At 58.2% G+C, this 24,158-nt stretch carries 20 protein-coding genes and 3 pseudogenes; 17 read left to right on the top strand and 6 right to left on the bottom strand.

Going from position 1 to position 24,158, the window contains the following annotated elements; translation table 11 throughout:
* From RGAI101_RS02830 to RGAI101_RS02810, 5 genes and pseudogenes are all read right to left on the bottom strand, one after another.
* Nucleotides 1-1,152 (bottom strand): annotated as a pseudogene (locus RGAI101_RS02830) (sugar ABC transporter ATP-binding protein); the annotation flags it as partial.
* Complete coding sequence (locus RGAI101_RS02825) at nt 1,149-2,150, bottom strand: ABC transporter permease (RefSeq protein ID WP_008228582.1); 1,002 nt, start codon at nt 2,148-2,150, stop codon at nt 1,149-1,151. The pseudogene RGAI101_RS02830 and the gene RGAI101_RS02825, both read right to left, overlap by 4 nt.
* A gap of 12 nt (nt 2,151-2,162) precedes the next feature.
* Nucleotides 2,163-3,137 (bottom strand): ABC transporter permease, encoded by a 975-nt coding sequence (locus RGAI101_RS02820; protein WP_008225204.1) that lies wholly within the window; start codon nt 3,135-3,137, stop codon nt 2,163-2,165.
* A 66-nt stretch (nt 3,138-3,203) separates the two neighbouring features.
* Nucleotides 3,204-4,001: an SDR family oxidoreductase gene (locus tag RGAI101_RS02815; protein WP_037227201.1), complete on the bottom strand. Its 798-nt coding sequence runs from the start codon at nt 3,999-4,001 to the stop codon at nt 3,204-3,206.
* A gap of 80 nt (nt 4,002-4,081) precedes the next feature.
* Nucleotides 4,082-5,027: pseudogene (locus RGAI101_RS02810) on the bottom strand (sugar ABC transporter substrate-binding protein).
* A gap of 295 nt (nt 5,028-5,322) precedes the next feature.
* Here RGAI101_RS02810 and RGAI101_RS02805 point away from each other — a divergent pair.
* From RGAI101_RS02805 to RGAI101_RS02755, 13 genes and pseudogenes are all read left to right on the top strand, one after another.
* Complete coding sequence (locus tag RGAI101_RS02805) at nt 5,323-7,068, top strand: ABC transporter substrate-binding protein (RefSeq protein WP_157044616.1); 1,746 nt, start codon at nt 5,323-5,325, stop codon at nt 7,066-7,068.
* 21 nt (nt 7,069-7,089) lie between these two features.
* Nucleotides 7,090-7,899 carry an SDR family NAD(P)-dependent oxidoreductase gene (locus RGAI101_RS02800; protein ID WP_008228919.1) on the top strand — a complete coding sequence of 270 codons (810 nt, stop codon included), beginning with the start codon at nt 7,090-7,092 and terminating at the stop codon, nt 7,897-7,899.
* Nucleotides 7,900-7,958: 59 nt separating this feature from the next.
* A complete protein-coding gene (locus RGAI101_RS02795) occupies nt 7,959-9,257 on the top strand; it encodes a M24 family metallopeptidase (RefSeq protein ID WP_037227199.1) in 1,299 nt (432 codons plus the stop codon).
* A gap of 2 nt (nt 9,258-9,259) precedes the next feature.
* Complete coding sequence (locus tag RGAI101_RS02790) at nt 9,260-10,024, top strand: SDR family oxidoreductase (protein WP_008227597.1); 765 nt, start codon at nt 9,260-9,262, stop codon at nt 10,022-10,024.
* Nucleotides 10,025-10,032: 8 nt separating this feature from the next.
* The gene (locus tag RGAI101_RS02785) at nt 10,033-10,776 is read left to right on the top strand and encodes an SDR family oxidoreductase (protein WP_008229154.1); all 744 of its coding nucleotides are present in this window, start codon (nt 10,033-10,035) and stop codon (nt 10,774-10,776) included.
* Complete coding sequence (locus RGAI101_RS02780) at nt 10,776-11,915, top strand: alpha-hydroxy acid oxidase (RefSeq protein WP_037228929.1); 1,140 nt, start codon at nt 10,776-10,778, stop codon at nt 11,913-11,915. The genes RGAI101_RS02785 and RGAI101_RS02780 overlap by 1 nt, the downstream gene beginning before the upstream one ends.
* A gap of 356 nt (nt 11,916-12,271) precedes the next feature.
* Nucleotides 12,272-12,745, top strand: coding sequence for a recombinase family protein (locus tag RGAI101_RS02775; protein WP_254655234.1), 474 nt, complete (start codon nt 12,272-12,274; stop codon nt 12,743-12,745).
* Between the two features lie 50 nt (nt 12,746-12,795).
* Complete coding sequence (locus tag RGAI101_RS02770; protein ID WP_008226643.1) at nt 12,796-15,753, top strand: kinetoplast DNA-associated protein, putative; 2,958 nt, start codon at nt 12,796-12,798, stop codon at nt 15,751-15,753.
* A gap of 150 nt (nt 15,754-15,903) precedes the next feature.
* Nucleotides 15,904-16,173 (top strand): annotated as a pseudogene (locus tag RGAI101_RS21475) (transposase); the annotation flags it as partial.
* A gap of 257 nt (nt 16,174-16,430) precedes the next feature.
* Nucleotides 16,431-16,892, top strand: coding sequence for a hypothetical protein (locus tag RGAI101_RS22325; protein ID WP_008228425.1), 462 nt, complete (start codon nt 16,431-16,433; stop codon nt 16,890-16,892).
* Nucleotides 16,889-17,278, top strand: coding sequence for an alpha/beta fold hydrolase (locus RGAI101_RS22320; RefSeq protein WP_254655233.1), 390 nt, complete (start codon nt 16,889-16,891; stop codon nt 17,276-17,278). The genes RGAI101_RS22325 and RGAI101_RS22320 overlap by 4 nt, the downstream gene beginning before the upstream one ends.
* Nucleotides 17,163-17,588, top strand: coding sequence for an alpha/beta fold hydrolase (locus RGAI101_RS22315; RefSeq protein ID WP_254655312.1), 426 nt, complete (start codon nt 17,163-17,165; stop codon nt 17,586-17,588). The genes RGAI101_RS22320 and RGAI101_RS22315 overlap by 116 nt, the downstream gene beginning before the upstream one ends.
* Before the next feature lie 500 nt (nt 17,589-18,088).
* Nucleotides 18,089-19,423: a DUF6538 domain-containing protein gene (locus tag RGAI101_RS02755; protein ID WP_008229413.1), complete on the top strand. Its 1,335-nt coding sequence runs from the start codon at nt 18,089-18,091 to the stop codon at nt 19,421-19,423.
* Nucleotides 19,424-19,898: 475 nt separating this feature from the next.
* On the opposite strand, the gene RGAI101_RS02750 is transcribed toward RGAI101_RS02755, so the two are convergent.
* Complete coding sequence (locus RGAI101_RS02750; RefSeq protein WP_008227377.1) at nt 19,899-20,846, bottom strand: mechanosensitive ion channel family protein; 948 nt, start codon at nt 20,844-20,846, stop codon at nt 19,899-19,901.
* A gap of 233 nt (nt 20,847-21,079) precedes the next feature.
* On the opposite strand from RGAI101_RS02750, the gene RGAI101_RS02745 reads away from it, so the two are divergent.
* The 4 genes from RGAI101_RS02745 to RGAI101_RS02730 all read left to right on the top strand — a co-directional run bounded on the left by RGAI101_RS02745 (nt 21,080) and on the right by RGAI101_RS02730 (nt 24,158).
* Entirely contained in the window at nt 21,080-21,487 is a 408-nt protein-coding gene (locus RGAI101_RS02745; RefSeq protein ID WP_037227194.1) for a hypothetical protein, read from the top strand.
* Nucleotides 21,488-21,666: 179 nt separating this feature from the next.
* Nucleotides 21,667-22,770 carry a DUF3734 domain-containing protein gene (locus tag RGAI101_RS02740; protein ID WP_008227580.1) on the top strand — a complete coding sequence of 368 codons (1,104 nt, stop codon included), beginning with the start codon at nt 21,667-21,669 and terminating at the stop codon, nt 22,768-22,770.
* 14 nt (nt 22,771-22,784) lie between these two features.
* The gene (locus tag RGAI101_RS02735) at nt 22,785-23,531 is read left to right on the top strand and encodes an acetoacetate decarboxylase (protein ID WP_008225289.1); all 747 of its coding nucleotides are present in this window, start codon (nt 22,785-22,787) and stop codon (nt 23,529-23,531) included.
* A 6-nt stretch (nt 23,532-23,537) separates the two neighbouring features.
* Nucleotides 23,538-24,158 carry a cytochrome b/b6 domain-containing protein gene (locus RGAI101_RS02730; protein WP_008226964.1) on the top strand — a complete coding sequence of 207 codons (621 nt, stop codon included), beginning with the start codon at nt 23,538-23,540 and terminating at the stop codon, nt 24,156-24,158.

Genomic DNA, 24,158 nt, shown 5'->3' with positions numbered 1-24,158 from the left:
GTTGATCGCGATACTGGTCGAAGATCGCGATCTCGGCACTTCGGCCACGAACGGGCCTGTCTTGAGGTCATCAATCTGTGGCAGAGTCATATTGTCCCGGCAGTTCATCCCAAGCACCAGACCCTGACCCTTGCGGTCCTCGGGCACCAGTGAAATACCGCGCGCGATGGCATCGGCAGGTGAATGAATGCGGACTTCCTCGCCATCCAGCATAATCTGTCCCGCCGACGGGTTGCGCAGTCCAAAAAGTGTCTCGGCGATCTCGGTCCGGCCCGCGCCGACCAGCCCGTAGAAACCCACAACCTCGCCTCTGCGGACGTTGAAACTTACATTCTGGTAGAGTTTTCCGCAGCTGAGCCCGCGCACTTCAAGAGCCACATCGCCAAGCTCGTGAGTCGCGGTACTCCGGCTGAGATCGAGTGTGCGGCCGATCATCATCTGGGTCACAGATTCCTCGGTGCTGTCAGCTGTGTTTACGGTGCCCTGATACTGGCCATCGCGCAGTACGGTGATGCGGTCAGTGATCTTGAAGATCTCTTCCATCCGGTGCGAGATATAGATGATGCCCACCCCATCAGATTTCAGATCAGAGATGACGTCGAACAGAACCACCTTTTCCGCGTCTGTCAGCGATGCCGTGGGTTCGTCAAAGATCACCGCCTTGGCATCCACGGTCAGCGCGCGCGCGATCTCGACCATCTGCTGGTTCGCGATGGACAGATCGCCCACACGCGTGTTGGCGTCAAAGCCGACGTTCAGCTTCTTCAGGATCGCGTTCGTACGGTCGGCCAATGTCGCCCAATCCACGCGTCCTAGACTTTTGCGGGGCAATTCGCCCAGATAGATGTTCTCGGCAACGCTCAGCTCTTCGGCAAGGCTAAGTTCCTGATGGATAAAGACAATGCCTTTGGCCTTTGCCTCAAGCGGGCCCGCCATCACCACACGGTCGTCGCCCATGTAAATCGCACCACTGTCGGGCTGGTGGATGCCCCCCAGCACTTTCATCAGCGTTGACTTGCCAGCGCCGTTTTCCCCCATCAAGGCATGCACCTCGCCCGGCATGACGGAAAAGGACACCCCATCAAGGGCACGGACGCCGGGAAAAGTCTTGACGATATCTTCAAGGCGGAGAACGGGTTTTGAAGTGGTCATATTTTCAACTCCTCTTTGCCCTTCACGTTGAGCTGCCGATCCAGAATAAGCACCGCGATCAGGATCAGACCGATGACAAGGTTCACGGTGGATGTGTCAGCCCCGATGTGGCCCAACCCCTTGCGCAAGAGCTGAATGGCGATGACACCGCCCAGGGTGCCGATGACACTGCCTGCGCCACCGGTGATCTTGGTCCCGCCCAGAACGACGGCGGTGATCACCCAAAGCTCGTAAAGCTGGCCGTCGTTGGGATTGACGGACCCGGATTCAGAGTAGAAGACCACCGCCGAAAGCGCCGCCAGAAAACCGATGATCGCGAAGTTGATCATGATATGAGGCCCAACCCGGATGCCCGCATTCACGGCCGCCTCGCGGTTATCGCCGATGGCATAGGCGTTCCGCCCATGTACCGTCTTGGCCATCAGGAACCAGAGCACGAAGGTGCAAGCCAGCAGGAACCACGACGCGGTCGCCAGCCCTAAGAATTCTGCTTCGGCGAAATCAACGAGGGTCCAGTTCAGGTGGCTGGTGGGCTGTTCGCCGTTGAACATGAAGACAATGCCCCTGTAGCCCAGCATGGACCCCAGCGTGACGATGAAGGCATCGACGCCGGTCTTCCAGACGATGAACCCGTTGAGCGCGCCTAAAACGGTACCCGCCGTCAGTGCCAGCAGCCACGCCACCGGGATCACCCAATCTCCAAGCCCCGCGAAGATCGGCCATGTCAGGCTGTCGAGCAGCACGATCGCCGCGATGGCGAAGGTGGCACCGACGCTAAGGTCGATGTTACCGTTCACCATAACGATGGTCATCCCCATCGCGATGATCCCGATCGGGGCGGATTGCTTGAGCAACAAAAGCATGTTTTCCCAATCCATGAACGCCTTGTCCGACAGCGACAGGAATTCGCCGGCGACGCTGAAAAAGATCAGCTCGATCAGGATGAAGCCCCAGATGGCACCGCTTTTGAGTGCGTTGGAAAATGTACCGAATTTCATGCTATTTTCCCCTCAAGCGATCCGCGACCAAAGCTTGCCGCGCTTGGCTGCGATATCAAGCCAGACCGCAAGGATGATGATGACCCAGGTCACAACGAACTGGACGTAGAACTGCAAGCCGACGAGAAGTAGACCGTTCTGGATAAAGCCAAGGATCAGAACACCAATCACCGTCTTGAAAATCGTGCCGGACCCTCCCAAAAGGGACGCGCCGCCTAGGATAACGGCGGCAAGCACTTCAAGTTCTAACCCCTGCCCGACGGTGTTTTGCGACCCCAGCGAGCGGCTGGCCTGAATGAGGCCTGCCGTGGCGACACAGCCCGCCGAAATAATATAGCACAGAAACACAGTGCGCGCCCGGCGGATCCCAGAGAACGTGGCCGCCGTGCCGTTGCCGCCCACCGCATAGACCTTTCGCCCGAAACTCGTCTTGGATAGGACGAGGCCCAAAATCGCTGCAAGCGCCACGAAGATGAGAATTGGCACGGGCAACCCCAGGGCCGTTCCCTGCCCGAATACGCTGAACCAGGTTCCCTCCTTGTCCGCGATATCCATATTTTTGCCGCCGGAATAGGTCAGCGTCAGGCCGTGGATCGCCGACAGCATGCCGAGCGTGACAATCAGCGAATTGAGCTTGAGATACCCTACCAAGAAGCCAATCACCGCCCCGAGGGCCAGCGTCATGGCAAACATCGCCAAGATCGCCATCACCGGACCAATCTTGTCGTGCAGGTCGAGAACCACAATCGTCGAAAAGGACATCATCGACCCGACGGACAAATCCAGGTTGCCACTTATCACCACAAAGGTCACCCCCAACGCCATGACCCCGAGGATTGCCGAGGATCGCACCACACTGAGGATGTTGTCGGGCGTCAGAAATTTAGGGTTGGCGATAGTGAAGGCGACCATGAACGCCAGGAAGGCGATCAGGATGCCCTGTTTTGCCAGAATACCCCCGATCTTCTGTTTGCTGAGTGTGCTCATGATCTCCTCCCTGAGGTCGCTTGCGTTCTGTAGTGGGTCCGGCAATCTGTCCGCCGGGTACTGTCGTCAGACCAAAATCATGCCGCCGTCTATCATTACGATCTGTCCGGTCATGTAATCGCTGTCTTTCGACGCGAGGAAGGTTGTGGTCCCCGTGATGTCCACGGGTTTGGCGACGCGCCCTTTCAAAATTTCGGCAGAGAATTTCTCCATCGCCTCGCCGGGCTGTTCGGCGGCACCGATCTGCATCAGGTCCTTGTCGACTTGTTCCCACATCTCGGTTGCCACCACTCCGGGGGCGAAGCCTGTTACTGTGATATCGTGCTTGGCCAGGTCACGGGCACCGGATTGGGTCAGCGACACCACGGCAAATTTCGACGCGCAGTAGGGCGCAACATTGTCGAATCCTTGACGGCTCGCGACCGAGGCGGTGTTGATGATCTTGCCCCCGCCCCCTTGGGCGATCATCTGGCGCGCGGCTTCCTGCATGCCAATCAGACAGCCAAGGCCATTCACGCCCATGATAAAATTCCAGTTGGACTCGGTCACATCCATGAAATTCATCGGCTTGTTCACTCCGGCGTTATTGAATTTCACATCCAGCCTGCCGAAGGTTTCAACCGTATGCGCGATCATCGCGCGAACCTGATCCCGGTCGGTCACATCCACCTTGATTGATGTGGTTTCACCCCCTTGGCCGTTGAGGCGACTGCGGTTTGTCTCTGCCACTTCCGCGACCTTGTCGCCGTTGATGTCAGCAAAGCAAACCTTCGCCCCTTCGTCCAGCAGCGCTTCGCCGATAGCGCGACCGATACCTTGGGCGGCACCCGTCACAATGCAGACACGATTTCGAACACGTCCCACGGGCAAAGTCCTCCTTCAATTTCGTTTTCAAAACAAGGCGTTCGGGGCGCAGAACGTTGCGCCCCGAACGGGGAGGCACCTCAGAAAACGGGCTTGGTGTAGTCGCCCATGTTGTCTTGAGTGATCTTAGGTGTGTCGAAGTAGTTCAGGAACGGCACATCCTTGCCTTCGAGAACATCAATCGCGGTCTGCAGCGCCGCTTTGGCGTCGTCCACGGGGGACTGATAGATCGACCCCCAATAGTCGCCTGCGCCCATCGCTTCATAGCCCACGGCAAAGTTGGTGGCACCGACAAAGATGATGCCGTCGCGGCCCGCCGCCTTGGCCGCGTTCAATGCGCCGACGCCCATGTTATCGTCACCGGCATAGACGCCGTCAATGTCGTCATACTTGACGAGGAAGGCTTCCATCACCTGCTGCGATTTTTCGCGGTTCCAGTCGCCGGGCTGCGTGTCGACGACCTTCACGTCCGGGCAGACCTCGGGCAGACGGTCCTCGAAGCCTTTGGCGCGCTCGATCGCCGTGGTATAGCCGGGCTGGCCGGTGATGTGCACGACCTGGGCTTCGCTTCGATGCCCATCTCCTTGGAACTGTCGCACATGATTTCGGCCGACCGGGCACTTTGCGTGATGTTGTCTGGCCCCGAGAATGATTTGACGAAGTCAAACCCGGCTTCGGCGATGTTGGAGTTGGTCACGATGACCGGGATACCCGCTGATGCGCCTTGCGCACGGCGGGTATGACCGCCTCTCCGTTGGTAGGCCAGATGATGATGGCATCGACGTCCTGCTGGATCAGGTCTTCGATCTGGGCGATCTGGCGTGCTACGTCACCGCCTGCATCAAGTACAACCGCGTCAACGTCCGCGCTGCCCTCTGCTGCTGCGATGAACGCATTTTCATATGTGGTCTGGTAGCTGTCGACGCCCACGTTGTTCTGCGTGATGCCGATTTTCATGGTTTCAGCGCTTGCGGCACCCGCCAGAACGATGGCGGTCGAAGCGATAAGTGTCGTGCGAAGTTTCATTTTGGTCTCCTCCCAAAGTGACTGCAGATTTCCCAGTCGCCCCTCCCGGACGCTGTTCAATCGCTGATTATGTCATGCGATTGCGTTTCACCCTGCCGTTTCCAATCCCTTCAGAGCTTAGAGAATATATCCATATTGGACATTCATTACCCCATTTTGGATTTTTTGGACATATGCTTTGATCTCCACTTTGAACATCCTGGGAGAGCATGGCGTGAAAAAATCTAAAACATCCAGTTTTGATATCAATCCGAAACCGCGTGCGCACCATCCTTTGAAAAGGTCGGCACAGACGATGAATTCGATGCACGGACATACGCAGGGCACTCAGGCCGCGCCACAGGTGCCGACCGAAGCGCTGGAAATCCTGTCCTTCGTCGAGGATTTCAGCGACGAGCTGGAAGCGACTTTGGACATCATCGCGCCGAACGGCCATCTGCGCATGGCCCTGCATCTGCTGCGCTGGCATTTCGAGGGTAAGGCGGTCACCCCGACCTCCCTCATAGCCTCAAGCCAAGTGCCCTATGCCACGGCGAACCGCCGGATGAAGGAGATGCTGAACGCGGGGCTGATCGAACAGCGGCCGCGCACGAAAACCGGCAAGAGCTTTTCGATGCATCCCAGCGACAAGCTGCTGCATCAATGGATGCAACTGGCGAGCCGGGTCCACCGCCTTGCGGAGCGCACTTTCGGCGGCCCTGTCGCGACCGAAGGCACCCGTGATTACTACTACGGCGGCAGCTACAAGGCCGCCCAATCCATTCCACCCCTGAGCGTCCGGGCAGAGCCTTTGAAGATTTCAGGCGGTATCCGGGTTCTGGTGCATGGCGATCCGACGTTCATGGTGATGGACAACCTTAAACGCCAGTTCGAACAGGTCATAGGCACCAAGATCAGCCAACGTGCCTTTTCCATCGACCGCCTGCGCGAGGAAGCCTTGCGCAACGCAAGACGCGACACCAGCCGCTACGACATCATCGCCATCGACCTGCCCTGGATCGGGGAGTTCGCCAAGAAAGGCGTCTTGTTACCGCTTGATCAAGTGATGGATCTCGAGCGGCTTGATCCGGCGGATTTCCACACGGCAGGCTGGAAGGCTGCACACTGGGGCGGTCGCGCCTACGCGGTCCCCGCACAGACCACGCCGGAATTGCTGTTCTACCGCCGCGACCTCTTTGCCGAGGCCGGGCTGGAGGCACCTGCAACGACTGACGAACTGCTGGCGGCGGCCAAAACCCTGCACAACACAGCCCGCGGTCGATACGGCATCGCTTGGAACGCCGCGCGGGGCACGGCCTTGGGTCATACCGTTCTAATGACGATGGCGGATTTCGGTCAGCCCGTACTGGATCTGCCCGAAATTGCGGGTGGGTTTAACACCGATCATTTGGCTGAAGGCAATTACCGCGCCACAATCGACACCGACGCGGGCCTGCGCGCCGCAGAGTTTCTTCTGGAGTTGCTGCACTACTCTCCGCCCGACATCCTGTCTATGTCGTGGTACGAGCGGATCCGCTCTTACGCTGCGGGCAATATCGCCATGGCCTACGGCTACACGCTGCTTGCCCCCTATTTCGAGCAGGATGAAACTTCGCCGGCGCACGGTCGAACCGGATATCTGCCACATCCCGCCGGACCGGGTGCATGCCAGATTGCACCGGTCGGCGGCTATGTCCTGGGCATTCCCGCCAACCTCGCGCCGGATCGCGTTTCCGCCGCAGTCGAGGCGCTCAGCATTTTCACCTCGCCCGAGGCGCAGAAGCTTTACGTGCAAAACGGCAGCCTGACGAATGCGCGCTATTCGGTTGGCGCAGACCCCGACGTACGCAGCGTCTCATCCATTTTCGAGGCGGTGGATGCCATGTCTTTGCGCGATGAACTTCAATTCTGGCCGCGCCCGCCCGTCCCTGAAATTGGCGGCATCATCCAGATTTGCGGCGAGGAATTTCACGACATGCTGCGTGGAATAACGACCCCGCGCGAAGCGTTGCGGACGGCGCAAGCACGCGCCGACGCGCTGATGGCCACGAACCGGACGTAATAATATCTAGGAGGAGAGATCATGGACCCCAATCGTTTGAAAGGTAAGAACATTCTTATCACCGGAGCCGCACGCGGCATGGGTGCTGCCAATGCAGAGGCGTTCGCGGCACAAGGGGCCAATGTGTGCCTAGGTGATCTGGATATGGAAGAGGCGCAAAAGACCGCCGACCGGATCAACGGTGCCGGAAATGGCAAAGCGATCGCGGTCAAGATGGACGTGACCAAACGTGAGGACAATGAGGCAGCCGTTACAGCCACCGTCGATGCGTTCGGATCAATTAATGTGGGCGTTTTCAACGCGGGCCTGAACAAACCCCGGTTCTTCATGGATATCGACGAAGACAACTGGGACATGATCATGAACGTCAACACCAAGGCGATGTGGCTGGGCATGCAGGAAACCGCCCGCCAGATGATCAAGCAGGGCCCGATGGAAGGACACCCCTACAAGCTGATCAACGTGGGCAGCATAGCCTCGCGCAAACCGCTGGTCGACGTGACCGTCTATTGCACATCGAAATATGGCTGCCTTGCACTGACCCATTGCGGCGCGATCGGTCTGGCCGAACACAACATCACCGTGAACGGCTATGCGCCCGGCGTCGTTGTCACCCCGCTGTGGGAACAGCTTGACAAGGACCTGGTCGATATCGGCTTCAAAGAGCGCGAAGGCCAGGCCTACGACGACATTGTACGCGATGCCCTGCAGATCAAGCGCGTCTCCTATCCCAAGGATATCGTCGGCACCGCATCCTTTCTAGCCTCTGACGACAGCGATTACATGACCGGTCAGATGGTCCACATCGACGGCGGCTGGTGCATCCAGTAACCGCCGCCCGGCCTAAACACCTGAAAAATTAGGGGAATAACCCCTCGAAGGAGACAAAGATGTCACGAGCCCTCATGCCCAACCTGCTTACCCCGCAAGACCTTGAACCCAACTGGGAATGGCGTGACCGCTTGCCCGCCTGGGGTCACACCTCGGTCGATTTTGAACGCAGGGTCGATCATGACCGCCTACGTCGCTACCGTCTTGCACGCACACGTCAGGCGTTACAGGCATCCAATGCCGGCACGTTGCTGCTGTTTGATGTGAACAACATCCGTTATGTCAGCGCCACCAAGATCGGTGAATGGGAACGCGACAAGATGTGCCGTTTCTGCCTGTTGACGGGCGACGACAGCCCCTACGTCTGGGACTTTGGATCTGCTGCCGAGCACCACAAGCGGCATTCTGATTGGCTTGAGCCTAGCCACTGTCTCGCCGGTGTGGTCGGCATGCGCGGCACGATCCCGCCCGAGTTCGGCTTGATGAAGAAATACGCCAAGCAGATAGCCGGATTGATCCGCGATGCAGGCATGGGCGATATGCCTGTCGGCGTCGATTATGCCGAAACCGCGATGTTCCACGCCCTGCAAGAAGAAGGGCTGAACGTTGTCGACGGACAACAGATCATGCTGTCTGCCCGCGAGATCAAGAACTGGGACGAGATCCAGCTTTTGACGCAGGCCGCCGCAATGGTCGATGGCGTTTACCATATGATCTATGAAGAGCTGAAACCCGGCGTGCGCGAAAACGATATCGTGGCACTCAGCAACAAGATGCTCTACGAGATGGGGTCGGACGACGTCGAGGCGATCAACGCCATTTCCGGCGAGCGCTGCAATCCGCACCCCCACAATTTCACGGATCGTCTGATCCGCCCCGGCGATCAGGCCTTCTTTGACATTCTGCAATCGTATCAGGGTTATCGAACCTGCTATTACCGCACCTTCAACGTAGGGCGCGCAACACCGTCGCAGAACGATGCCTATGTGAAGGCCCGCGAATGGATCGACGCCTCGATTGCGATGATCAAACCCGGCGTTTCGACGGACAAAGTGGCTGCAGTCTGGCCCACCGCAGAAAGCCTTGGCTTTGCGAACGAGGATCAAGCTTTCGGTCTGCAATTCGGCCACGGTCTGGGTTTGGCGCTCCATGAACGCCCCATCATCAGCCGTGCCGTCAGCATGGATCACCCGATGGAAATCAAAACCGGCATGGTCTTTGCGCTTGAAACCTACTGCCCGGCCACCGACGGATATTCCGCCGCACGGATCGAGGAAGAAGTGGTTGTGACCGAAACCGGCTGCGAGGTCATTTCGCTCTTCCCTGCCGAAGAGCTGCCCATCGCCAATCGGTACTGATCATGGGAAATCCGTTTGACCTGACTGGCCGCAAGGCCCTGGTGACCGGCGGCGCAACTGGCATCGGCGAGGGCATAGCCCTCGGCCTGGCTGGTGCCGGGGCCGATGTGGCGCTGACCTATCGCAGCCACGCACCCGAAGGCACGCTTGCCAAAATCGAAGCCTTGGGCGTCAAGGGCGTGGCGGTCCAGGCTGATTTCAACCAGATGGACCAGGCAGCCGCCGAGGACGTCGTGCGTTTTGCCAGCGATGCGCTTGGGGGGCTCGATATTCTGGTAAACAACGCCGGGACCATCTACCGCGAGGACAGCACCGACATGCCGCTCGCAGACTGGCACCGGGTGCTGTCTGTCAACCTCGACTCGGTCTGGCTGCTGTCGCAAGCGGCAGGCAAGCGCATGGTTGCCCAAGGTTCGGGCAAGATCGTGATCGTGTCGTCGGTGCTTGGCTCGCAAGGCGGGCTGCGCGTGCCAGCCTATGCGTCCAGCAAACACGCTGTGATCGGGCTTACCAAGGCATTGTGCAACGAATGGGCACCGCACGGGGTCAATGTGAACAGCATCGCACCGGGCTACACCGCCACGGACAACACGCAGGCCCTGCGGGATGATCCTGATCGCTCAAAGGCGCTTTTGGAACGGATCCCTGCGGGTCGCTTTGCAGAGCCTTCTGAAATCGCAGGGGCAGCTCTATTTCTGGCCTCAAGCGCCGCCAATTATTGCCACGGAAGCGTGATCACCGTCGATGGCGGCTGGCTCGCTAGGTAGGAGAAGACATGGAACATATACTCAAGGGAAAAACCGCGCTGGTCACAGCGGCGGCAAACGGCATTGGCCGTGCCAGCGCCGAGGCACTGGCCGCACGCGGGGCGCATGTAATTGCCACCGATATTGATGGTGCGGCTGTCGAGGCGCTTGCGCAAACATCGCCCAATATCACCGCCCATCAATTGGACGTACTGGATCCACAGGCAGTCGCGGCGCTTGTCGCCTCGGTTCCGCCCGTACATATCCTTTTGAACTGCGCCGGATGGGTGCATGATGGCACGATCCTAGACTGCGACGAAGTAGTCTGGGATCGCGCTTTCGACCTCAACGCAAAAGCGATGTTCCGTATCACAAAGGCCATTCTTCCAGGTATGCTTGAGGCTGGGTCCGGATCCATCATCAATATCGCGTCCATCGTCTCGAGTGAAAAAGGTGCACCCCGGCGATTTGCCTATGGCGCATCGAAAGCAGCGATCATCGGCATGACAAAGGCCATTGCAGCCGATTTCGTCAAGGACGGCATTCGGTGTAACGCGATCTGCCCGGGAACGGTGCAAAGCCCGTCATTGAATGATCGATTGACCGCCACTGGCGATTTCGACAAGGCGCTTGCCGCGTTCAAGGAACGCCAGCCTATGGGGCGGCTTGGCCAGCCCGAGGAAATCGCCGAAATGGTCTGTTACCTTGCAGGCGACATGTCTGGCTTTACCACCGGGCAAGCCTTTGCCATCGACGGTGGGTGGTCGATCTGATGGGCTTGGAACGTGCCGCCTCCATCGACGATCTGCGGACCCGCGCCAAGCGCCGGATCCCGCGTTTCGCCTTTGATCTGGTCGATGGCGGCGCAGAATCCGAGCGAAACCTCAGGCGCAACATTGAAGCTTTCGAAGAGGTGGAGTTGACGCCGAGGTACATGGTCGACGTATCCGATATCGACACGCGCGCCACGCTATTCGGCCAGACCTACAATCTGCCGTTCGGCATGGCCCCCATCGGGATGCATAACGCCTTCTGGCCCGATGCCGATCTGATCCTCGCGCGGCTCTGCGCCCGCGAAAACATTCCGTATACAGCCAGTTCTGCATCCTCCACCACGCTGGAGCGGCTGGCCGAAGCTGCCGCCGGAAATGGCTGGTTTCAACTTTACGTCTCAAGCGATCCGTCGGTGACTGAAGGGTTGATCGCTCGTGCGGAGGCCGCGGAGTACAAGGTGATGATGGTGACCGCGGATGTTCCCGCAGCCGGCAAGCGCGACCGCGACATTCGCAATCAGCTGGCTGTGCCCTTCAAGATCACCCCCGAGGTCGTTGCGGGCCTGATCGCCAACCCGATCTGGTCGCTAGGCACGCTGCGCCACGGCAGACCCAATATCGCCAACTATGCGGACTTACTGCAAAGTGCGACCTCCTACGCAGACGTTCAGAAGACACTGATCACGCCCGGTTTCACCTGGGACGACCTCAAGCGCCTGCGCGACCGGTGGAAAGGAACGCTGCTCGTGAAAGGTATCCTGCATCCTTCGGATGCAGCCAAATGTGCGGAACTGGGCTGTGACGGCATTATTGTGTCCAACCACGGCGGTCGTCAGGTCGCTTTCGGACCGCCAACCATCGAGGCATTGCCGCCCATCGCAGATGTTTTAGGTGGACGGATGAAGATTATTCTGGACAGCGGTATCCGCCGAGGTGCGGACATCCTGCGCGCAAAAGCCCATGGCGCGGACTTTGCGTTGACAGGTCGGGCAATGGCTTACGGCGTCGGTGCCGGTGGGGCTGCTGGCGCGCAGCGTGCCAAGGAAATCCTTCACCTGGAATTGGTCCGCGCGTTGGGCCAACTTGGTATCACATCTTTTGAAACTGTTGATGCTGCAGGGCTCACTGCCGTTCGATAGTTGTACATTGGACGCAATTAATGCCGTCGCAATTCAGGACTTCCGTAGTCTTTGATGCGGTCGAATGTGTCAGCCAGCAGTGTCTGCGGATCCACACCATTCGGTGGCCGTTTCGACGGTAGTTTAGCGACAAAGGCTGAAGCCGTCAGCTTTGGTCTACCCTAAGGAGAAAGTCATATCTATCGTGGTTAACGCCGTGTCAGTACCGTAGAACAAACTTTCGACCGGCAGGACTTGGGGGCCGTTGATAAGCTCTTTGAAGAAAAGCTATCCGGCAAAAGCACCAAAGACCGCTCAACGCAATGCTGGAATGAGTTCGAGAAGATGACACTGTTGTCGTCCAAAGCATCGACCGGTTGGCCAGAGATCTCCACGATCTGCAGTCGATCATTCAGCGGCTGAATGACAAATTCGTCTCGATAACCTTTAAAACAGAAAGCCCGACGTTTTCTGCCAAGTCAGACGATGCCTTTACTACGCTCCATCTGCAAATGATGGGGGATTTCGCTGAGTTTGAGAGAAACATCATTCGTAAACGCCAGACAGAGGGGATCGCGAAAGCAAAATCTAAAGGACTGTACAAGGAACGCCCGAAGGTTGTCGATGAAACTAAGGTCAAAGAGTTGAGCCAATCAGGCACAGGAGCGAAAGAAGGTCGCGTGTGCGGACCAGTGCCCCTTGCGTCTTCAATAACAAGGACCCTCTTCAGGGTCACCAACTTTCGGGAAGCCAATAGTGCTGGTGCAACGCCTCCGCTCACACACCACTGCACCCGCCTTAATGATGGACAGATCATAAACCTGTTTCTACACTCTCCCCCATGCGCATAATTGCGTGTGCACCAAGGGCGTATTGCGCATTATCCCGGTTAAATCTGCCTGTGGAAACACCGATCAAAGCTCGGTATATTGGAGAGCGACAGATGACATTGACTGAAGAACAGGCCGCATTCATCGACAGTTACATATTGGGCAGGCGGGCTTGGGATGATGCTCGTAAAGCCGAACGCCAGGCGGAATTGGCGGCCTTATCAGGTAAGATCAAGGCGGCGGAAAAGCGAACAGACGCCGAGGGCGATCCCGAACATCTGACGCGTCAGCAGATTGTCGCAAACCTTCAAACAAATCTGGAAAAGACAGGCAGGCTGATGACCGCCGCCGAAATTGGTGCCAAAACCAAGGAAGACAAGAAAAAAGCAAAGCAGGCCGTCGCCGAACGCCAAGAGGCGCATCTTCAAGATATCCTTCTAAAGGACGAGGACGGGATCAATATCGGTCGCATCGTTGATGCGATGGTTCCACCACCAGACAAAAAGTTCCGCGAACTGGCCACGAAACCACTGACCGAAGATCTTGATCCGCGCACGCGCTCGGAGATTGAAACCGCCAAACGCTACATTGACGACTACGACACAAGGGTGCGCGCTGCTCAGGAACAGATTGCCGCCGAATACGAAGCACAGGTCTTGCACGAAACTGATGCCTCGCGCACCGCACGAGACGCGAAAAATGCAGCGATGCATGCCTTGGCAGAGAGTCACGGTCAGCGATCCCTTGCCCACCACGCCTCTCGCCACGGTGCCCACACCACCGACGACGATCAGGTCCGCAGGGTTGCCACGGGTTTTGCACCTGACAATGTACCCGCCAAGGGTACCGCAACCATGACCGAAACGTTGCGCACCGGCGAGAATGTCGAAGTCGCCTTGATGCAAGAACAAGGCCCCAACGCGAGCAACGTCGGCAGCCGGTTTGCAAGCGCCTTCGACGAAATGCAAATGATCGAAGAACTTCTTATAGACGTGCAGGGAGCACGCCGCAGAGGCGAGATTGATGAAGGCGCGAGTATCAAGAAAGAGGTGGTTGTCGACGCCGCCAAACCGGTAATCGGGCATCAAGCGATCCCCGTCCATGATGGCTCAAAATATGTCAAGCTTGGCACGACCGATCAACTGCCCTCTTCCGGCCAGCTAAAAACCAGCAAGACGGCGTTGGACAACGCGGCTACTATGCGCGACCGGATCAAATCGACCGGCATCGAAAAGAACGTGCGCGCGGCAACCATGATCATGCGCGGGCTTCCAGATGGAACCTACAGGCTTGTCACAGCCTATCCGAACTCCAGCGTGACCGGTGAAAGTTTTCTGGAAGAAAACACCGCTACGCCGCTAAAATCCGGCAAAGATGCCGCTTTAGCCGACAAAAGTCATTCCCTTGCACGTGCGGAAGCAGAATTGACCGAGGCAGATCAGGAAGTTCGAGACAGCGCCAAGGCGGTTGAAGCCGCCTCCGCTCAGTCCGATGCTGCAAAAGACACCTATGAAAAGGCCATTCTTGCAGAGGCCGCAAGCCTTCCAGCTTGGGATTCCGATAACGCTGCCGCCCACACTACTTTGGCGAAATTACAGTCACGGGCGCGGAACTGGTCGCGCGCCAAGATGGCTTTCGACGGCATGGCCCAGATGGAAAGCGACTTCGCCACCGTACGCATGGAACTGGGCAAAGACATTCTCAATTCGAACGGTGTCGTCGCGGCCTGCCAAGGCCAGGTGGGAATTGAACAAGGTAATGTCGCCGCAGTTCCCCCGGCTGCCAATAATGCCTCCAATGCAGACAAAAAATTAGCAAAAGCAGCGCTTTGGGCCGCAAACGACCTGCTGCGCGCAGCGCAGAACGCCGTCCTTGACGCCCAGAGAAATCACCAGTTTCTTCTTGACACGCAAACAGCACTCAATGCCCAGATCCAGACCTTCTCTGCTGCCCGGAAGGCGGCGTTAGAAAATGCGGACAGCGCCTTGAAACCGATGGACGACGCCTATGCCGAAGCCGTGGTTGCCAGTTCCAAGGAACAGGCGGACCAAGCCAAGCAGGCCGCTATAGACAGCGCGAAAACCGCTGGCGAATACACCGCTGCAAAGATTGCGCTTGAAGCGGCCAAAGTCGCATCCGACCAAGCAAAACTGGCTCAGGCCATCGCCCTTGAAGCCGTCGGCCAGCACGACACAAAAGGCCCCAAGTCTGCGGCAACCCTTTTGGAAGAAGCCGCAAAGGAAGGTCCAGAGGCTTTGTCCGCAGCACGAAAATCCTGGGAAGAAGACATGCAAGCCGTCGCCGCGCATCTGGAGTACGAGCGTGCCGAACTTGGCAAGGAGGCAGCGACCCTTAAAGCCGCTAAAAACAAAGCCGCCGAAGTCCTCCTTGCCGCAGAAACGGCAGAGCAAGAGGCCGCCGAGGCTCTTCAGAAGCTGATTGACGACGGCGTCGATCAGTCGTCCCCCGAATTCAACAAAGCCATCAATCTTGTTGTCGACCTTGGCGGGGCGCGTAACCGCGCCGAGGCTAATGCCCGCGAAGCTTCAAACGTTGCAGAGGGCGTAGTCGCGCGCTTTGAAGCGTCGGAACGCGAAGACAAGCTCATGGTTGGCATTGGACGCGCCCAGCTTGCCACTGCAATCGCGCGTCAGGAAAGTGAGAGCGACGCTACGAATGTGAACAAGAAAAAGGCTCTGGACCTTGCGCTGGCCAAAGAAGACGCGCTCAAGAAGTCGCTGGATCACGAACAGGCGGCCGAGGGTACCCGGCTCGCGAATGCGTCTCTGAGGGTGGTCGAACAAGAACTTGAGGCGGCGACAGATGCCCTGGATAGGCTGTCACCGACAAGCGAGAAAATGAAAGACCCCACTATTGGTGATCGGGTTAAGTCGATGATCGCGACTATTGACAAAATCGCCGCACTTCGAGAGCAACAGGAACAGGTCGTGGAAAAGGCGGTCGCTGCGCAGAAAGAAAAAGCCGAAGACGCAAAAGCCGCCAGAGAAAAGCTGGAGGCGCTTTCCTGACTGGGGGTGTTTGATCCAGGAATATTTGAGGGTGGTTTACCTTCTGCTGAGTATGCCTGGCTCAGGACCTATTAATCGGCTTGAGACTACGCGGCCTGCATGATTCACCGCCTCCGACCCAAAGGGGGCTTGGTGAGTAAATTATAGTGGCTGAGCGAAGCTCAGATGGAGCGGCTGCGGCCCTGTTTTCCGAAGAGCCGTGGCGTGCCACGCGTTGATGACCGGCGTGTCTTGAGGGGCATTATCTTCTTCAATCGCAATGGTTTGCGCTGGCGCGATGCGCCGCGAGAGTATGGCCCCCACAAGATGCTCTACAACCGATGGAAAAGATGGAGCGACATGGGCGGGTTTGCTCGGATCATCATCGGGTTGTCGGCAGAAGCCCCCGACAACAAGACGATCTCCATCTATGCGACTTATCCACGCTGCCCGCATCACGCAAAGCCCGTCCCTTTCTTGCGTTTCTGTCCGCCACTGCCCGTCCACATCGGCGCGAGGGTTTGTGCGAAATGTTCTGGGATCTTCCCGATGATCCCCGTGCCGCGCTTCGGTGGGCACTGTCCAAGTTGCGGCCAGTCGTCGACAGACCGGACTGGATACAGATCATCGCTGATCGGGAACGTGTGGAATTGGACACGGCGAACCTCGATGTCAATCTTTAAGCGATCCACGACCGCATGCGCGCGCTCGACCGGACCCCGATCGCGAACCTTGTAGAGATGGCTCGTCTTTTCGAGGAGACACTCTTCGACGGTCTCGACGGGGCCGGGAGCGATTTGTTCGACGCATGGCTTCGCAGCGAACGCGAAGACGCAGAAACGTCACGCGTCGCGATCCTGCGTCAACTCGCGACCCATCCGGATATCAACGAAGTCGCCGCTAAGAAATGGCGACACCTGTGGCACGAGGCCGATCCCGACGCCGCCGAAGCATACCGGTCTGCGTCCTCCGCCTTAGTATCCAGCACCCAAGCGGGCCCACAGCCTGCCAACGCCCATTTCCGAGCGCTCGAGGCTGAAGCTCTCAAAGCTCAGCGGATCGGGTTTTGCGAGGTTCGGTATGGGACCAAAATCGCCTATGCCATCGTTGAAACAGGGAACCCTTTTGCTAAGGGCCGCAAACTGGCTCACGCATCTTGAGGCTGATTGGAAAAGTCCTAACTCGGGGGCGCAGATTTATAAAATATGACGAGCGCGGTTGCGGCCTGTCCGACTGGGATGTGGATGACCTGAGTTTCGGAGCCTTTGTCGAAGACCCCGAAGCGGTCGCGGACCAGCTTGCACTTGATCGCTTTCCGCTTCTCGGCATTTCGCAGGGCGCGGCGGTTTCTATCGCGTATGCGGTCCGCCATCCCGAGCGTGTTTCGGCCTTGATCTTGGTCGGGGGGATACGCCGCAGTGTGGAGATCCATGGTCGATCCCGAAGAACACGCCCGGCGGGAGGCGGTCATGGCGCTGACGGAATTGGGCTGGAGTACGGGCAATCCGGCTTACAGACACATCTTTTCTCGGACGTTCATGCGTGATGCGACCGCAGATATACTCGCATGGTTCGACGAATCGCAGAGAGAGACGACCTCTCCGCGCAATGCAGCCCGTTTTCAGGACGCGTTTGGACACATCGATGTGCGCGACCGGCTGGGCCAAGTGAACGCACCAACGCTCGTGGTACATTCAAAATACGATGAGAGAATACCGCTTTCCATGGGCCGTGATCTCGCTTCGGGTATTCCAGGCGCTCAATTTGTCCCACTTGAGAGCCGCAACCATGTGCTTGTTGGCGATGAGCCAGCTTGGTCCGACTGTTGCGCTGCAATCTCTGAGATTCTCGCCTAACTTGGGATTTGGACGGGACGGAACGCCAAGCCAGCAAGCCGACCTAAGACTTCGAAACGCGCCGATCCATCCTGAGACTCCCAATCGCACGATCCAGCGTCGCGCACCTGTGGGGGCGACCACCGGATAGAGCCCATTGCCGCCGCCATGCCGCCCACCGTTGAGGTTCTCGACCAGTTTCTTTGTCAGCTTGCCGGATAGAGCCAGTCAAAAGTGAGACACTTCGCACCACTCAAGGAATAGATATCGACTAAAATGAGAAAAAAAAGAAAAAGCCGCTTAAAGCGGCCCATTCAAATCCAACAAAGAGGTATGGTGGCGGACAGACAGGGATTCGAGCATGATCATTGAATAGATTATAGTTATTCTTATACAATGGCTTAGATCGAACCTGATCTTAATCCTTCCCGGAAAATGTGGAGCAAACTGTGGAGCAGTCCAGCGCGACCTTGCGGGGGCCGCGTGGTGCGCTTCATAGTTGGAAATAGAAGGGAACGACGATGGCTGGCATCAAGAAACGGGGCGAGACTTGGCATCTTCGGATGCGCGTGCCGAAGCGATACAGAAGCCTGAGCCTGCCGACGGAGATCCATCGCAGCCTGAGGACGGGAAGCGAACGCGAGGCGCGTGTCCGTCTGCCGACGGCAGAGGCGGCGGTCCTGGCCGAACTGGATAGCTTGCTGGCGATTGGCGGACACCCACACCCGGATACTGCCGGAAACGGTGCCTTCGCCGCGGCCATCGCGTTTGCCACCTCGCGGGGAATGACGTATCGCCCCGTCGATGAGATCGCCCAAGGGTCGCTGGCGCGCATTCTCGAAGGAATCGAAGCCTTGCGTCCGAACGACCCTCCGGAGGCGGCCGTGGCGCTGTTGGGCGGTGCCGAGGCACCCTCCCTGCGGCTCTCGCAACTCGTGGACGAGGTCGAGCGGATACGGACGCACGACAACCGTTTCAAATCGCCCGAACAGATACGGCTCTGGCGGAATCCACGCCTGCGGGCCACCAAGAACCTGCAAGCGGCCATAGGTGAGGACATCGAGGTTGCGAAAATCGACAACGGCACGGCGCTCCGGCATCGAAGCTGGTGGCGCAAGAAAATGGCGCAGTCGGGGCAGTCCGCCGACACCGCCAACAAGGATTTCTCGAATATGGCGGGGATGCTGAGCGCCTACTTCGAGGACATCCTGATGATCGACGCGCCGCGCCCCTATGCCGGCATCACGATCCGCGACCGGCATGCGGTGAAGGGGCGCAAGCTGGAAATGCCGCATTCTTGGATCGTCGAGCACTGGTTGCAGCCGGGTGCGCTGGCGCGGCTGAACGACGAGGCGCGCGACATCCTGTTGATGTCAATCGAAACGGGCGGGCGGCAATCCGAGATCGTGGATCTTCCACCGGGCGCGATCGTTCTCGACGCTGAGATTCCGCATATTCTCATCAGCAACACCGAAGGCGAGCATCGGCGGGAAATCAAGAATGTGATCTCGACCCGGGAAATGCCGCTGGTCGGTCTGGCGCTGGCGGCGGCGCGCCGGAATCCCGATGGATTTCCCCGCTATCGCGGCAAGAGCAGCTATTCGGCGGCGGTGAACAAATACCTGCGCCAGAACGGCCTGCTGCCGTCGCCAAAGCACACGATCGGCGGGCTACGCCATGCTTGGGAACAGCGGCTGAAGGCCATCGGGATCGAAACGGACGACCGGGGCGAGATGATGGGCCACAGCGTCGGTGCTGCGCGCAAACGGGAGGTGTATGGCGACGCGATGGTCCTGGCGCGAAAGTTCGAGCTGAGCCAGAGGATCATGCTGCCGGTGCCCGACCATTTGAGGTGAGTGAGGTCGAATGTGCCGTAGAGCTTGCCGAATTCTTTGCAGAGTAGCACTCACATTTGCTTCGTTCCACCGAAAGACCGCACCCAATCCTGCGAAGACACGGAACTCTTGTCAGTCTGGCGGGAAGCGGATGTTCACTGTGCTTTGGAAGGGAGTCCGCAACGCGGGACAAAGGGTGAGTTCGCTTCGTTTCCGCAGGAGGCTGCTTTCGCGCGCTTTGCGGACTTTCACCTTGGATTGCACACAAGTTGCACAGCTACAGTGGCTACGACTTTGATTCGTACGGACGGTCTGGCCACTCCTCCGTCGGGGCAACGGACAATCTAGCCGCCTGCATGGTTGTGGCATAGAGCATGCGACATCTCCTGGGATCTGGCACCATTCGGGAAAACCCCATCGCACGGTATATGCTCAGGTCGTGTTTTCCGCCACCCTGTCACACCCAAAGACAGGCGCTCGGCGGCAGTTGGGCCGGTCAGAATCCTATACCACCTTCATTAACCGGCCCTGATCGCGGGGGAAGGTCACATGTAGCCGTGGTCGTGCTGGTCACGGGGGGCGTGGCCTGCGCATGCTCAGGCAATTCTTTGATCACGACGTTCTGGTAGCTGTAGGGGATTTCGATGCCGGCCGCGTCGAAACGTTTCTTGACCGCCTCCAGCACTTCGTTCTTTGCGCCAGCGGCGATGCCGGAGTCTGCGCACCAGACACGCAGACTGAAATCAACGCTTGAGGAATTCAGCGTGGTAATAGGGCAACCTGCTATGTCTTCGATTTGCGAAATTCCCGATGCCACCTCAAGGATAAGTGACCGGGCCTTGTCGATGTCTGCGTCATAGCCAATGGAAATCGGGATGATTGCCATTGTCCGCAGTTCGCGCGCGGAAAGATTGACCATGGTTGTGCTGGAAATAGCGGAATTCGAGATGATGACACGGCGGTTATCGTAGGTTTTCAGGATGGTGTAGCCGAGCGATACATCCTCGACGATCCCGGTTTCCACACCAGCTGGGGCATTGATCTGCAATTTGTCCCCCAGTTGGAACGGACGGTAAAAGATCAGGCTGAAGCCTGCCACGAAGTTCGACAGGGTCGACTGCGCGGCCAGTCCAAATACCACAGAAGCCACCGACACACTTGCCAGAAGCGCCGTGGCAAGGCGGTCGAGCGCTGGAATCATATGGGCGTAGAACATCAGGATCATAATCCAGACAAAAGCGCTTGCGACCTTTGACAGAAAGGCAATCGCCATGCGGTCCAGCCGGTTGTCATGATCGCGCTCGACCACCATCCGGATCATGTGCTTGATCAGGCGCGACAACACCAAACCGAGAAAGATGAACAGGGCGAGGATGATCAGTGCGCCGGACCATCTATCTGGATGCAAATGCGCCGTCCAGTTTTCCACGTTTGTCCAGTTCATTTGATTCTCATCCAGTGATCGGGGCGCCTTGCGCAATCAGAATGCGCGAACACCGGCGGTTTGAAACCAGCGAAGACCCCGCATGCGGGCAGAATGCCGAATCTGTCAAATCTGTAAAGTCTCGGAAAGACCCGTTGCAAAATGATCCGGCAAAAACCGTTGTGAGAAATGGAACGCACCCGCCTGACTGTGATGAAACAGCTCACGGCCGCACTGATTGACAGGACACTCTGATGAAACTCACACTCGCCGCCCTCGCCTCGACACTCTGCCTTGCTCTGCCTGCAATGGCTGCAGCAGAGGCTTTCGAGTGCAAAGACCCGGCGCCTGTCTTTGCTGCGGCCGGTGCTTCAACGTTTGACCTGCCCAAACTCGCGCAGACCGTGGGCACCGCCGAACTTGACGGACGTTCGCTGCGTCCTGTTGCGCAACAGGTCCGCACTGACTTTCCCGAAGCCAGCGAGACGGACGTTGCTGATATCATGATCACCGCGTTTTGCACCTATCTGAATGACGACGCGCCAGCCAGCCATCGCAGCCAGTCGAACATCCGCAACTTTGAGCGCGAAGTCTATGGCGCCGTCTTTGGTGGTGCAGCGCCCAAATCGTATCAGTGCCACGACTGGATGTGTGGCGACTAGGTCCCCGCCCAACCTTACGAAAGCAATCAGGCCCGCCACCGAAAGGAGGCGGTTTTTTTTATTCTTTTCATTGGCTTGGTGATTTTGTCGTTCTTGTAAACTTTCCGAAAAGCGTGTGCAGGAAAGCGGTCCTAGATGTGGCTCAACACCAAACGAGCTGCCTTCAAGGAACATTCCAAATGCCTAACCCAGAAAACAACGCACTTGTCTTGCAGGGCGGAGGTGCTTTGGGTGCCTACCAGGCCGGCGTTTTCTCGGCTCTTGACGAGGCGGGGTATGATTTCGACTGGATCGCGGGCATTTCAATCGGGGCGATCAATTCAGCCCTGATTTGTGGGAATCCCAAGGCGGACCGGACGAGCGCGCTTCAGACTTTTTGGAAGCGGATCACCGCAAATCTGGCAATGCCAACACCGTTTTGGCCGCCTGCTGCGCGTCGCGCCTATTCCGAATTGGCCGCAGCCGAAGTTACAATGATGGGGGCGCCGGGCTTTTTCACGGCGCGGTTGCCCTCCGCCTTATGGCCGTTCGCTTCGGCCCCGGCTCTCAGCATCTACGACACGGCCCCGTTGAAAGCCACGCTGGTGGAAATGGTCGATTTCGACCGCATCAATAGTGGCGATATGCGCCTTTGCGTGGGTGCAACCGATGTCGAAACCGGCAATTTCATCTACTTTGACAGCCGCAATACCCGCATTGACGCACGCCACATCATGGCAAGCGGTGCCCTGCCGCCGGGCTTTCCACCCGTTGAAATCGACGGGCGCTTCTACTGGGACGGCGGCCTTGTGTCGAACACGCCTCTGCAATTTGTCATGGAAGAGGCAGAGGGCGACCAGCCACTGTGTATCTTTCAGATTGATCTCTTCGATGCGCGCAGCCCGGTTCCCGCCAATCTCATCGACGTTCAGCAGCGCGAAAAGGACATTCGCTATTCCAGCCGAACGCGCCTGACCACGGATCGCTATCGCCAGTTGCACGCGCTCAGCGCTGCGGCTGCACGATTGGCGGACAAGCTGCCCCCCGCTCTGCAAAACGATCCTGATCTGACGCTTCTGCGTAAGGCCGGACCCGCTTGCCCTGTCACGCTGGTGCACCTGATCCACCACAAGCAGGGCTTTGAAGGCAGCGGCAAGGATTATGAGTTCTCGCGCCAGTCGATGTCCGATCACTGGGCGGCAGGCCGCAAGGATGTCGCCCGCACACTCACACATGAAACGTGGACCTCGCGCACCGTCGGAACCGACGGCTTGCAGGTCTTCGATATTGGAACAGACGAATAAAAAGGAACCTTACCATGAAACAGACCGACGTTGTCGCGAACGCCTTCGCCATGCCACTGACCAGCCCCTCCTATCCCAAGGGGCCCTACAAGTTCGTCAATCGCGAATTTCTCACCATCACCTACCGGACCGATATGGAAGCGCTGCGCCGCGTGGTGCCGGAGCCGCTGGAAATTCCCGAGCCGCTGGTGAAATACGAATTCATCCGCATGCCGGATTCCACCGGATTTGGCGACTATACCGAAAGCGGCCAGGTGATCCCGGTTACGCTGGATGGTGTCGCGGGCGGCTACGTTCATTCGATGTTCCTGAACGACGACGCACCGATTGCGGGCGGGCGTGAAATCTGGGGCTTTCCCAAAAAGCTTGCCGATCCGGCGCTTCGGGTGGAAAAGGACACGCTGGTCGGTACGCTTGATGTCGGCTCGGTCCGGGTGGCGACGGGCACGATGGGCTACAAGCACCGCGCCCTTGATCACAACAAGGTTCTCAAGGGCTTCGACGCGCCGAACTTCATGCTCAAGATCATCCCGCACGTCGATTGTACCCCGCGCATCTGCGAACTCGTCCGCTACTACACCAAGGACGTGACCCTGAAAGGTGCCTGGGAAGGCCCCGCCGGCCTTGAGTTGCACAGCCATGCGCTGGCCCCGGTCGCCGACCTTCCCGTGCGTGAAGTCGTCTCCGCTGTTCACCTGCTGACCGATCTGACCCTGGGATTGGGCGAGGTCGTTCACGATTACATGCAAGAGAAAGGATAAGGGCAGATGAACACGGCCTACCAAAATTCGACCGATCCCGCCGCATCACGCCACTCCCATGCGACACGTCTGGTCCACGCGGGACTGGCGCTGGCGGTTGTTGTCCAGCTACTCAGCAGTCTTGGCATGGAACACCCCGAAAACGGGAAACCGGGTAATTTCCTGTTCGAGGTTCATGAATATGGCGGCCTGACCGCCTTTGCGTTCATCCTGCTGTTCTGGGTTGTGGTGACAGCCCGCACCCGGGGCACGCCCTGGGGCCTGCTGTTCCCGTGGTTCTCAGGCGCGCGGCGCGCGGCCCTGTGGTTGGACATCAAACACCACGCGGCGGCATTGCGCGAAATGCGCCTGCCGCCGCATGACGGCGCCAGCCCGATGGCCAGTGCGGTGCATGGGTTGGGTATGCTGCTGATCACCGCAATGGCCGGAACCGGCACGCTCTATTACTTCTTCGGCGACGACGGCGGTTTCATGGACTTCGTCATGGAGGTTCATGAGACCCTCGCGAACCTTGCCTGGGCCTACCTGATCGGCCACGCAAGCCTCGCCATGCTGCAACACTTCTTCACCGATTTTCACCTGCGCTCCATGTGGTCACTGGGCCACGCGCCAAAAAAGGACTCCTGA

The organism is Roseobacter sp. GAI101 (assembly GCF_000156335.1).
Lineage (GTDB): Bacteria > Pseudomonadota > Alphaproteobacteria > Rhodobacterales > Rhodobacteraceae > Sulfitobacter.
Note: the sequence above shows the minus strand (reverse complement) of the source record. Positions and strands in the feature narration are given on the sequence as shown.

What these genes read in the sequence shown, in the direction of transcription:
- RGAI101_RS02825 (WP_008228582.1), bottom strand. Translation starts at nt 2,150, where the DNA reads ATGAAATTCGGTACATTTTCCAACGCACTCAAAAGCGGTGCCATCTGG.
- RGAI101_RS02820 (WP_008225204.1), bottom strand. Translation starts at nt 3,137, where the DNA reads ATGAGCACACTCAGCAAACAGAAGATCGGGGGTATTCTGGCAAAACAG.
- RGAI101_RS02805 (WP_157044616.1), top strand. Translation starts at nt 5,323, where the DNA reads ATGAATTCGATGCACGGACATACGCAGGGCACTCAGGCCGCGCCACAG.
- RGAI101_RS02800 (WP_008228919.1), top strand. Translation starts at nt 7,090, where the DNA reads ATGGACCCCAATCGTTTGAAAGGTAAGAACATTCTTATCACCGGAGCC.
- RGAI101_RS02795 (WP_037227199.1), top strand. Translation starts at nt 7,959, where the DNA reads ATGTCACGAGCCCTCATGCCCAACCTGCTTACCCCGCAAGACCTTGAA.
- RGAI101_RS02790 (WP_008227597.1), top strand. Translation starts at nt 9,260, where the DNA reads ATGGGAAATCCGTTTGACCTGACTGGCCGCAAGGCCCTGGTGACCGGC.
- RGAI101_RS02785 (WP_008229154.1), top strand. Translation starts at nt 10,033, where the DNA reads ATGGAACATATACTCAAGGGAAAAACCGCGCTGGTCACAGCGGCGGCA.
- RGAI101_RS02780 (WP_037228929.1), top strand. Translation starts at nt 10,776, where the DNA reads ATGGGCTTGGAACGTGCCGCCTCCATCGACGATCTGCGGACCCGCGCC.
- RGAI101_RS22325 (WP_008228425.1), top strand. Translation starts at nt 16,431, where the DNA reads ATGCGCGCGCTCGACCGGACCCCGATCGCGAACCTTGTAGAGATGGCT.
- RGAI101_RS22315 (WP_254655312.1), top strand. Translation starts at nt 17,163, where the DNA reads ATGGTCGATCCCGAAGAACACGCCCGGCGGGAGGCGGTCATGGCGCTG.
- RGAI101_RS02755 (WP_008229413.1), top strand. Translation starts at nt 18,089, where the DNA reads ATGGCTGGCATCAAGAAACGGGGCGAGACTTGGCATCTTCGGATGCGC.
- RGAI101_RS02750 (WP_008227377.1), bottom strand. Translation starts at nt 20,846, where the DNA reads ATGAACTGGACAAACGTGGAAAACTGGACGGCGCATTTGCATCCAGAT.
- RGAI101_RS02745 (WP_037227194.1), top strand. Translation starts at nt 21,080, where the DNA reads ATGAAACTCACACTCGCCGCCCTCGCCTCGACACTCTGCCTTGCTCTG.
- RGAI101_RS02740 (WP_008227580.1), top strand. Translation starts at nt 21,667, where the DNA reads ATGCCTAACCCAGAAAACAACGCACTTGTCTTGCAGGGCGGAGGTGCT.
- RGAI101_RS02735 (WP_008225289.1), top strand. Translation starts at nt 22,785, where the DNA reads ATGAAACAGACCGACGTTGTCGCGAACGCCTTCGCCATGCCACTGACC.
- RGAI101_RS02730 (WP_008226964.1), top strand. Translation starts at nt 23,538, where the DNA reads ATGAACACGGCCTACCAAAATTCGACCGATCCCGCCGCATCACGCCAC.